This is a genomic window from Nocardia sp. NBC_01329 (assembly GCF_035956715.1).
GTDB lineage: Bacteria > Actinomycetota > Actinomycetes > Mycobacteriales > Mycobacteriaceae > Nocardia.
On sequence record NZ_CP108381.1, the window covers coordinates 4836837 to 4846796 of the forward strand.

Below are 9960 nucleotides of genomic sequence, written 5' to 3' on the forward strand. Positions count from 1 at the left end.
GCCGGAACCACCGCCACGACAGACCCATCGCGATCACCCCTGTTCGGAAGAGGACCTACCGACCAGCGCATGCCGTCGGCCGTATGCGAAGTACATCACCAAACCGAGCAGCATCCAGATTACGAAACGCAGCCAGGTCTCGACCGAAAGATTCACCATCAACCACAGGCAGGACAGCACCGCGAGGATCGGCACATACGGGACCAGCGGTACCCGGAATCCGCGCGGCAGATCGGGACGGGTGCGGCGCAGGATCACGACCCCGATGGAGACCAGCAGGAAGGCGAACAGGGTGCCGATGTTCACCATCTCCTCGAGCGTCCCGAACTCCACGAAACCTGCCAGGAGCGCGCAGACGATGCCGACGATGACAGTGATCCGCACCGGAGTGCCCCGCTTACCGGTCCGGGCGAGTTTCCGCGGGACGAGACCGTCACGGGACATGGCGAACAGCACCCGGGTCTGGCCGAGCAGCATCACCATGACAACGGTGGTCAGACCGGCCAGCGCGCCGACGGAGATGATGTTTTTGGCCCACGTGGCACCGTTCAGCGCGAAAGCGGTCGCCAGGGTCGCATCGTCGCCCGCCAGATCGGTGTACGGGACCATGCCGGTCAGCACAATGGAAACCGCGACGTAGAGGATGGTGACCGCGATCAGCGAACCGAGGATGCCGCGCGGCAGGTCACGCTGCGGATTCTTGGTCTCCTCGGCGGCCGTGGCGACCACGTCGAAGCCGATGAACGCGAAGAACACCAGACTGGCCGCGGCCAGCAGGCCGTACCAGCCGAAGTTGCTGCTACCGGCCCCGGTCACCCAGGAGAACAGCGACTGGGTGAGACCCTGTCCTCCGTCGCCCGGCACCGATTCCGGAAGGAACGGGGTCAGGTTGTCGGAGTCGAAGAAGGTCAGGCCGACCACGATCACCAGCAGGATCACCCCGACCTTGATGGCCACGGCGATCATCGAGACACGGGAGGAGAGCTTGGTCCCCAGCGCGAGCAGAACGGTGAGCACCGCGATCAGCAGTACCGCCCCCCAGTCGAAGGTGACTCCGCCGATCTCCACCACCGCGGCGCCGCGATCGAACACCTGGCCGAGATATTGCGACCAACCCTTGGCGACCACTGCCGCGGCGAGCGCGAACTCCAGTATCAGGTCCCAGCCGATGATCCAGGCGGCCAGCTCACCGAAGGTCGCGTAGGAGAAGGTGTAGGCGCTGCCGGCTACCGGGACCGTCGAGGCGAACTCCGCGTAGCAGAGCGCGGTGAGACCGCAGGCGATGGCGGCGAAGACGAAGGCCAGCGATACAGCGGGCCCGGCGACGTTCCCGGCCGTCCGGGCGGTGAGGGTGAAGATACCGGCGCCGATGACGACAGCCACACCGAAGATCGCCAGGTCCCAGGAGGTGAGATCTTTGCGCAGTTTCTTTCCGGGCTCTTCGGTATCGCGCAGCGATTGCTCCACGGATTTGGTACGGAACAGCGAACTGCGACTGGTAGGCGTCGTCACTGCGGCCTCCTCGGGGATTCCGGCGCGAGTATCGGGAACGCTAGTGCACGCCCGACATATATCGGGTTATCCACGGCGACAGGGCGGCAATCACCGCACCCGCCGCGATCGCCACCAGACCGGTGATCCCGAAGTAGGCGAACTCGTCATCAGGTGAATAGAAACGCGCCAGCACACCCGACAATGTGGTGCCCAGCGCGAGGGACAGGAAATAGAGGGCCATCATCTGCGCGCGGAAGTGCTCGGGCGCGAGCTGAGTGCTCACCGCCAGGCCGATCGGAGAGATGAGCAGCTCCGAGACGGCGAACACCGCCATGATGAACAGCACCGCCAGAGCGGGCACCGAACGGCCCGTGGTCCCGGCCAGCGGGACGAACAGCAGGAACGCCACTCCCATCCCGGCAACACCGAGCGCGAATTTGCGCGGCGTACTGGGCGCCCGCTCCCCCAGCCTGGTCCACAACAGCGCGAACAGCGGCGACAAGGTGATGATCCACACCGGCTCCACCGAACCGATCCAGTTCGACGGCGCGGTCCAGCCGAATATGTTCCAGTCCATCCGCTCGTCGGAATAGACGGCGAGCACGGTGAAGATCTGCTGGAACAGCGCCCAGAACACCACATTGGCCAGGAACAGCGGCAGGAACGCCCGCACCCGGCTGCGTTCGAGCGGGCTCACCCGGCGATGGGTGAGCAGCACGGCGAAGTACGCCGCCGCGGCGACGACGATCAGCGCGGTGGTCACATCGGGCAGGTTGTCCACAGTGACCAGACCGGTCACCACCACCAGGACGATCACCAGGATCGCGGCGGCCGCCATCCCGGCGACCGGACCGTAGGCCCGGCGCGGCAGCGGATCGGTGGGTGCGCGCCCGGCGGTGCCGAGGTTGCGCCGGAACGCCACGTACTGGATCAGTCCGAGCGCCATCCCGACCGCCGCCGCGCCGAAGCCGGCGTGGAAACCCCACTCCTCCTGCAACAGCCCGGTGAGCAATGGCCCGACGAAGGCACCGAGGTTGATACCGAAATAGAACAGGGTGAAACCGCCGTCGACGCGCGGATCACCTCTCGGGTACAGGGTGCCCAGCAGCGCGGACGCATTCGATTTCAACGCCCCGGCGCCCAGTGCGACCAGCACCAGCCCCACCCCCACCCCGGTCAGCCCGGGGATCAGCGCGAGCGCGATATGCCCGGCCATCACCACGACACCGCCGTAGAAGACGGTCCGCTCCATCCCGACCAACCGGTCGGAGACCCAGCCGCCGATGATCGTGGAGAGATAGACCAGACCGCCGTAGGAGCCGACCAGGCCGATGGCGACATCCTGATCCATACCGAGACCACCGTCGGTGGCCGAGTAGTACAGGTAGTAGCCCAGGATCGTGAGCATCCCGTAGAAGGAGAAACGCTCCCACAGTTCGACACCGAACAGGTTGACGAGTCCGATCGGATGGCCGAAGAAGGTCCGGCCGACGACGTCTGTTGCTTCGGACATCCTCAGACTGTCCCACGCACGCGGCCGGGTGCGTGGGATACCGCACAGAACCGATACCGCGGCTCAACGAATACCCGGAACCCCGACAACAACCCGGGCCCCGGTCCTTCGGTCAGGCGATCGACAGAGCGATCCCGTCCAGGATGTCGTGTTCGCTGACCACCAGTTCGCCGATTCCGGCCCGCCGGGCCAGCTCCGCGGCCAGCACCTCGGTGATCACCGCGCCGCCGCCGATGACGTCGACGCGCCCCGGATGCATGGGCCCCAAGGCGGCGCGCTCATCGTGGTCCATCGCGATCAGCCGATCACAGACCGCGTTCAGCTGAGGCAGGCCGATCCTCGCCAAATGGGTTTTCGCCGAATCGTATTCCGGCAGGTCCAGTGCGACGGCCGCGAGCGTGGTCATCGTGCCCGCCACCCCGACCCAGGTATGCGCACCGTCCACCGGGACATGGGTGAAGGCCTCGGTGAGCCGTTCGGTCGCGAATTCGCGGGCCGCGGCGACTTCGGCCACCTCCGGCGGGTTTCCGCGCAGGCATCGCTCGGTGACCCGTACACAACCGATATCAGCGGAGAACGCCGCACGGACTCCGCCGCTGTCGCCGACCACGAGCTCGGTGGAGCCACCACCCAGATCGACCACGACGAACGGCCCGTCCGCCGCCGACAGTTCCCCGACCGCGCCGGTGAACGACAGACGCGCCTCCTCGTCACCGGTGATCACCTCGGCCGTCGCGCCCGGCACCACCCGGCCGAGTTCGGCCCGGGTCATCGCGAAGAAATCCTCCCGGTTCGACGCGTCGCGGGTGGCGGAGGTGGCGACCATCCGCACCCGGCTCACCCCGTGCTCGAGCATGAGCGTCACATAATCGGCGAGCGCGACCCGGGTCCGCTCGATCGCTTCCGGGTTCAACTGCCCGGTCGCGTCCACACCTTTGCCCAGACGCACGATCCGCATCTCCCGATGCACATCGGTCAGGGTCGAATCCGCGCCGATATCGGCGATCAGCAGGCGGATCGAATTGGTGCCACAGTCCACAGCAGCGACCCTGTCGGTCACAGTGGTGCCTCCTTCTCGGCGTATTCCGGCCAGTCCGCCGGGATCGCGCTGCCGCGCAGCCCGTTCGCGGCCGCCAGCGCCACCGCCTCGTCGCCGAGCGGATTGACTCCCGGCCCCTTGGCCAGCGCGTGCGCGATCAGCACATGCAAGCATTTCACCCGGTCCGGCATCCCGCCACCGCTGAAATCGGTACCCAGCGATTCGATCTCGTCCCGTTCGGCCAGATAGCTCTCGTGCGCGCCGCGATAGGCGGCGGCGAGTTCGGTATCGCGGTCGAGCCGTTCGGTCATCCCCTTCATCACACCCGCGGACTCCAGTCGGCTGGCTTCCGCGGTCAGCCGGGGATCGGTGAGGTAGTAGAGAGTGGGGAACGGTGTGCCGTCGGGAAGTTTCGGCGCGGTCTTCACCACCGCGGGCAGGCCGTCCGGCGTCCGGTAGGCGATGGCGAGCACCCCGCGTGGTTCGCGGCCGAGTTGTTCGGCGACGATCTGCAGATCTCGGTCGTCGGGTGTGCTCACCTGGATCCTTCCGGCTGTGGCGCGGGTGCTTCGATTTCGGGGGGTGGTTCGGAAATACTCCGCCACAGATCCGTGTACCACGGATCGGGTTGGTGCCGGGGTGCCTGCGGATCCGGGATGGCGGGCACTTCGATCCCCGGGACCTGCACGATATAGGGAGTTTCGCCGGGCATCACCAACCGCAATCGGTCGCGTGCCTCGGAACGGATGTAGGCCGGATCCTCCTGCTGGGAACGGCGGTCCTTCAGCCGGGCGATATCGTCCTCGAGCGTGCGGCGTTCGGCCGCGAGCTGATCGGCTTCGGCGCGCTGGGTGAAGTAGGTGCGCATGGGGACGGCCAGCGTCATCGCCAGCGCGCACACCACCATGGCGAGGATGATCGCCTTACCGGCGGACAACCCCAGAATGGTCCGTTCCGACCAGTCCCGCGCACCCTCCTGCCCGGCCCGGGCCCGACGCGTGGTGCGCCGCACCCGCTCCGCGCCGCCGTGTACTTCGGCGGCGGGCCCGCGCGACGGCGCGCGCGACGTGCGGCGGTCGCCCCGGCTCGCGGGGCTGGTACCGCGCGCACGCCGCTCCGTCATCTACCTCGGCCCTCAGTCCTCGAAGGTGAACCTGGGGAAGGCGACATCACCGGCGTAGCGGGCCGAATCGCCGAGGGCATCCTCGATCCGCAGCAGCTGGTTGTACTTGGCCACCCGCTCGCTCCGCGCCGGGGCGCCGGTCTTGATCTGACCGCTGCCGACGGCGACGGCGAGATCGGCGATGGTGGTGTCCTCGGTTTCACCCGACCGGTGCGACATCATGGTCTTGTACCCGTTGCGGTGCGCCAGTTCGACCGCGTCCAGGGTCTCGGTGAGGGTGCCGATCTGGTTGACCTTCACCAGCAGCGCGTTGGCCGCGCCCCTGGCGATACCGTCCTCGAGGCGTTCGGGGTTGGTGACGAACAGATCGTCGCCGACCAGTTGCACCTTGTCGCCGATCTCGTCGGTCAGCGCGACCCAGCCGTCCCAATCGTCCTCCGACAGCGGGTCCTCGATGGACACCAGCGGGTAGGCGGCCTTCAGTTCGGCGTAGAACTTCGTCATCTCGGCGGCCGAGCGGGCAGAGCCCTCGAACTGGTAAGCGCCGTCTCTGTAGAACTCGGTCGCCGCGACATCCAGGGCGAGCGCCACATCCCGGCCCAGCTTCAGTCCGGTCTTGCCGATCGCGACGCTGATCAGGTCCAGCGCCTCCTTGGTGCCGGCGACATCGGGCGCGAAGCCGCCCTCGTCACCCAGACCGGTGGCCAGGCCCTTCTCCTTCAGCACCGCCTTGAGCGCGTGATAGACCTCCGCGCCCCAGCGCAGCGATTCCTTGAAGGTCGGCGCGCCGATCGGCGCCACCATGAACTCCTGCACATCCACACCGGTATCGGCGTGCGCACCACCGTTGAGGATGTTCATCATCGGCACCGGCAGTACATGGGCGTTGGGTCCGCCGAGATAGCGGAACAGTTCCAGACCCGAGGACTCCGCTGCCGCCCGCGCCACCGCCAGGGAGACACCCAGCAGTGCGTTCGCACCGAGCCGCGATTTGTCCGGCGTCCCGTCGAGATCGAGTAGCGCCTGGTCGACGGTGCGCTGTTCGACGGCGTCCAGGCCGATCACGGCCGGGGCGATCTCATCGAGCACCCCCTCGACAGCTTTCTGCACACCCTTGCCGTTGTAGCGCTCTCCGCCGTCGCGGAGTTCCACGGCCTCGTGCTCGCCGGTGGAGGCACCGGAGGGCACCGCGGCGCGGGTCAGGGTGCCGTCGTCGAGGGCGATCTCGACCTCGACGGTGGGGTTACCGCGCGAATCCAGGATCTCGCGAGCTCCGACCTGTTCGATGATGGCCACGAAAACAACACTCCTTCGGCTGCTGGCACGGTTGATATCGGGGACGAGCCGTGCGGTTGCGAGCCTAATAGGCCCGGTTGCGGCCAGTCCATCCGCCGCCCCGCAGCGCCCACCGCGGTTCCGGCGCCACCTCAGACACGGCGACCGACACTGTAGGCCGCGGCCCGGTCCCGGACGGCCTCCATATAAGCCTCCGACCGGTTGTAGACGAACAGCGCGCGGCTCCAGCCCGCCGCGGTGAGCAGGGTCCCGCCGCTCACGCACAGATACCTCCCCGCGGTGAGCGCCGCGTCGTCGATACTGTGCGGATCGGCGACCCCGTCGCCGTTCGCGTCGACTCCCCATCTACGCCAGGTCTCCGGAATGAACTGCATCGGTCCCACCGCCCGATCGAATACCCGGTCCCCATCGAGCCGGCCCTCGTCGGTATCCCTGATCTCCGCGACCCCCGGCGCCCCGTCCAGCGGAATCCCGATGATCGACGGCTCCACCAAACCGTCGTCACCCACTTCGGCCCCGCGGTGCCGGCCGTGATCGCTCTCCACACTCCCGATCCCCGCCAGCGTCGTCCAGCCGATCCCGCAATCCGGCCGAGCCCGCGCCAGCACCGCCGCCGCGTACCCGTACGCCTCCAGCGCGGCCACCGGGATCTCCAGCGCCCCGGCCTGCTCGGCCGCCCACGCGTTGAGCTGAGCCGCGGTCCGGCCCGGGGCATCGAGATCGATCACGGGAACGGGAACACCGGGGCCGGGCGGGATGCCCTCGGGTATGGGCACCAGATCCTCGCCTACCCCACACCCGGTGAGCAGTAGAGCAATCAACGAAACGGCGACGAGGCCGAACCTGCGGGAACGCACATACTCCATCATCCAGACCGACAGGCCCGATCCCACCGCACGGACCGTGGCGCGACGCAGATCACAGTCTCCCCGGTCGATTCACCGCGGAGCCGCATCCGGCGCATGAGGAACTCGCCGAGATGGGCAACGTGACCCGACTCCCGGCAGTTCACCCACGATTCATATACCCCCATCTGCTATCCGCCGTTTGTGTCGGACCAGCTGGTTACTGTTTCGAGCGCAGCCGAGCCGTCCGAGGAGCGCTTTGAACACCAGACCGCACACAACACCTATCCTTTTTCTCAGCGGTGCCGGGCTTCCAGCCTGGATTTGGGAAGACGTTCGGGCGGCCCTGCCCGTTGAATCGGCAGTCGCTGTCTACCCGAAGCAGGGCGACGCGACCCTCCACGACTATGCCGACACCGCTCTGGCACAAGCACCCGATGGGCCGTTCACGATTGTGGCTCACTCGGTCGGCGGCGTCGTAGCCAGCGAGATCACGGCAATCGCACCCGAGCGTGTCGCCGGCCTGCTCGGCATCGCCGCTTCGGTGCCCGCCGCTGGGACGTCGTTCCTCGGCGCGCTGCCTGTGCCACACCGCTTTGTCGTCGGCCTGATCATGCGGCTCACCGGAACACGACCACCCGAGAAGATGATTCGTTCCGGGTTATGCGCAGGGCTCGGCGCCGCCGATATCGCGCGCATCGTTTCGGACTTCGAACCGGAATCGCAGCGCCTCTATCGAGACAGCGTGTCGCCGCGCACACTTCCGGCCCGCAGCGGATACGTCACGACCACGGCCGACCGCGAGTTCTCCATCGCGTCGCAGCGGAAGTATGCCGCCGAACTCAACCCGAAATTCCGCCGTGAGGTGCCGACCGGACACCTGCCGATGCTGCAGGATTCAGTGTCGCTGACGCAGATCATCGAAGAATTCGCGGCCGGGGCCTGAACCACTGCCGCGAACTTCTGTCGCTGGATTCGAGCGGTATCCGCATCCGACAGGGCCACGGCACAGTATCTACTGCTGAGATCTAGTGCCGGATCAGGAAACGTTTGCCCTGTTGTGATGTGACGCGGCGTCCGGGTGCTTTGCCGGTCGGCGTGTGACAGTCACCCTGTCCGGGTGGCGATACCCTACGCGATCGCCGACGGGTCCACGGCGCCGCAGTCGTCGATCGCTCGTCGCAGGCTTGCTGGCCTGCCGCTGAGGAACACGCGGTCCGCGTCGGTGAGCTCCGGCGAGCGATCCGGTTCGGCGACAACTTCTTCCGCCTCCGTGATCCGGTCCGTGAACCTCGGGCTCGGCACATCGACCTCGCGCATGCCGGCGTGCAGCTGCTCCAGCGCCTTGGCGTAGTCGACTGGTGAGGCGTGAGGTGTCACGGGCTCGTAGTAGGTCCACAGCGTCACTGCGAAGCCATCGCGCGTGTACACACGCGGGTCCGCCCGAGGCTCCAAGGGACACACCGGGCATCCGACCGCGGTGAGCCGCTGAGCGAGATCGACTTCGAACTGCGCAACCTCTTGTCCCACAGGGGCGACCCGGGCAAAGACGTCGCTTGGCGCCAGCCGCAGTGCGAGCTTGTTCGAGTTGTGGAGAACGATTGCATCGTTGGCCGGCAGGTCGAACGATGCGGCGACCGAAGTCGCAGCCGCGATCGCACGCGCGACGTCGGTCATATCCACCCTCGGGTCTTGGCATAGATGAGCGAGGGCGATGCCCACCAGCATGGCCAGGCGCCAACTATCGTGGCTCGACACAAGTCCCGAGGTCAGCGGTTGAGTACGGAGCGGCCAGCTGAAGCACTCAACTAGCCTGAGACAAAAGAAAACGATTGTGCCTCGAGAATCTGATCTCGGGGCACAATCGTTGTTTCGAGCTGCATCCGGTCGGCCTACCGGATCAGGCCCAGCGCGACGCGTTCAGCTTATCGGTGGTCGTCATCTCGACGGCACCGTCTTCAACAGTCTTGGCGAGACGCTCCATGATGTCGAGCAGGCCGTTGTGGGCCTCGTCCCACCGAGCCTGCTTGAGACGGTAGGCATCCCGGGCACCGGACTCCCATTCGGCGGCCAGTGCGTTGACGTAGCCCTGCAGCTCGTCATGGGTTTCGGTCAACCGGCCCTTCGACGTACGGAGGTCGCCGGTCATCGCCATCAGCTGGGCTTCCGAATACTTCATCTGCGACATAGAAACAAACTCCTAAGACTCTCGTGAACCGAGGACGTTCAGATATTCAGGCTGGAGCCGAGTTCGGACGAGGAACCGAGCGAACTCAGGGCATCCTGGTTCGCCTGCTCGGTGGCCGAGTACCCCTTGCCGTTTTCACGGATGAGGGTTCCGATCTCCGCGAGGACGTCGTGCAGTTTGCGGGACTGCGAATCGTAATCGTCCATCACCTTGCGGAAGGTGCCGGCGGCAGAACCTTCCCAGTTCCCCGCGGAACCGGCAACGATATTGCGCACATTGCCGATTTCGGTCTGCAGCTGCGAATTCACGTTCTCGACGTGCTTGGCAGCTGTCTCCATTGCCGCTACGTCGGTAGTGACGTTGGGGTTCGCCACGGTATCTCCTTAATCGAGTTCGGATCCGGACCCCCTGCGTCCGCAAACGGTCCGAACTTGCCTTCATGAAGATTGGACGCGATCCCTG

At 66.4% G+C, this 9960-nt stretch carries 11 protein-coding genes; 1 reads left to right on the forward strand and 10 read right to left on the reverse strand.

Going from position 1 to position 9960, the window contains the following annotated elements; translation table 11 throughout:
• Window positions 1-33 precede the first annotated feature (33 nt).
• From OG405_RS21915 to OG405_RS21945, 7 genes are all read right to left on the reverse strand, one after another.
• Entirely contained in the window at window positions 34-1512 is a 1479-nt protein-coding gene (locus OG405_RS21915; RefSeq protein ID WP_327148345.1) for an amino acid permease, read from the reverse strand.
• Between the two features lie 40 nt (window positions 1513-1552).
• Window positions 1553-3007: a peptide MFS transporter gene (locus tag OG405_RS21920; protein WP_327148346.1), complete on the reverse strand. Its 1455-nt coding sequence runs from the start codon at window positions 3005-3007 to the stop codon at window positions 1553-1555.
• Between the two features lie 112 nt (window positions 3008-3119).
• On the reverse strand, window positions 3120-4067 hold the full coding sequence (locus tag OG405_RS21925) for a Ppx/GppA phosphatase family protein (protein ID WP_327148347.1): 948 nt from the start codon (window positions 4065-4067) through the stop codon (window positions 3120-3122).
• Window positions 4064-4585 carry a DUF501 domain-containing protein gene (locus tag OG405_RS21930; protein WP_327148348.1) on the reverse strand — a complete coding sequence of 174 codons (522 nt, stop codon included), beginning with the start codon at window positions 4583-4585 and terminating at the stop codon, window positions 4064-4066. The genes OG405_RS21925 and OG405_RS21930 overlap by 4 nt, the downstream gene beginning before the upstream one ends.
• Window positions 4582-5169 carry an FtsB family cell division protein gene (locus OG405_RS21935; RefSeq protein WP_327148349.1) on the reverse strand — a complete coding sequence of 196 codons (588 nt, stop codon included), beginning with the start codon at window positions 5167-5169 and terminating at the stop codon, window positions 4582-4584. The genes OG405_RS21930 and OG405_RS21935 overlap by 4 nt, the downstream gene beginning before the upstream one ends.
• 12 nt (window positions 5170-5181) lie before the next feature.
• Window positions 5182-6465 (reverse strand): phosphopyruvate hydratase, encoded by a 1284-nt coding sequence (gene eno, locus OG405_RS21940; protein WP_327148350.1) that lies wholly within the window; start codon window positions 6463-6465, stop codon window positions 5182-5184.
• A gap of 131 nt (window positions 6466-6596) precedes the next feature.
• On the reverse strand, window positions 6597-7334 hold the full coding sequence (locus OG405_RS21945; protein ID WP_327152443.1) for a lytic transglycosylase domain-containing protein: 738 nt from the start codon (window positions 7332-7334) through the stop codon (window positions 6597-6599).
• Between the two features lie 235 nt (window positions 7335-7569).
• Between OG405_RS21945 and OG405_RS21950 the strand changes: the two genes are divergently transcribed.
• Window positions 7570-8256: an alpha/beta fold hydrolase gene (locus OG405_RS21950; protein ID WP_327148351.1), complete on the forward strand. Its 687-nt coding sequence runs from the start codon at window positions 7570-7572 to the stop codon at window positions 8254-8256.
• Window positions 8257-8441: 185 nt separating this feature from the next.
• Here the strand turns inward: OG405_RS21950 and OG405_RS21955 are convergent, their stop codons facing one another.
• From OG405_RS21955 to OG405_RS21965, 3 genes are all read right to left on the reverse strand, one after another.
• Window positions 8442-8987: a hypothetical protein gene (locus tag OG405_RS21955; protein WP_327148352.1), complete on the reverse strand. Its 546-nt coding sequence runs from the start codon at window positions 8985-8987 to the stop codon at window positions 8442-8444.
• A gap of 223 nt (window positions 8988-9210) precedes the next feature.
• Entirely contained in the window at window positions 9211-9489 is a 279-nt protein-coding gene (locus OG405_RS21960) for a WXG100 family type VII secretion target (protein WP_327148353.1), read from the reverse strand.
• A 47-nt stretch (window positions 9490-9536) separates the two neighbouring features.
• A complete protein-coding gene (locus OG405_RS21965) occupies window positions 9537-9872 on the reverse strand; it encodes a WXG100 family type VII secretion target (protein WP_327148354.1) in 336 nt (111 codons plus the stop codon).
• Between the last annotated feature and the right edge of the window lie 88 nt (window positions 9873-9960).

Bases quoted from the DNA above. Each gene is read 5' to 3' on its own strand.
- OG405_RS21955 (WP_327148352.1), bottom strand. From the start codon at position 8,987: ATGACCGACGTCGCGCGTGCGATCGCGGCTGCGACTTCGGTCGCCGCA.
- OG405_RS21945 (WP_327152443.1), bottom strand. From the start codon at position 7,334: ATGATGGAGTATGTGCGTTCCCGCAGGTTCGGCCTCGTCGCCGTTTCG.
- OG405_RS21935 (WP_327148349.1), bottom strand. From the start codon at position 5,169: ATGACGGAGCGGCGTGCGCGCGGTACCAGCCCCGCGAGCCGGGGCGAC.
- OG405_RS21960 (WP_327148353.1), bottom strand. From the start codon at position 9,489: ATGAAGTATTCGGAAGCCCAGCTGATGGCGATGACCGGCGACCTCCGT.
- OG405_RS21920 (WP_327148346.1), bottom strand. From the start codon at position 3,007: ATGTCCGAAGCAACAGACGTCGTCGGCCGGACCTTCTTCGGCCATCCG.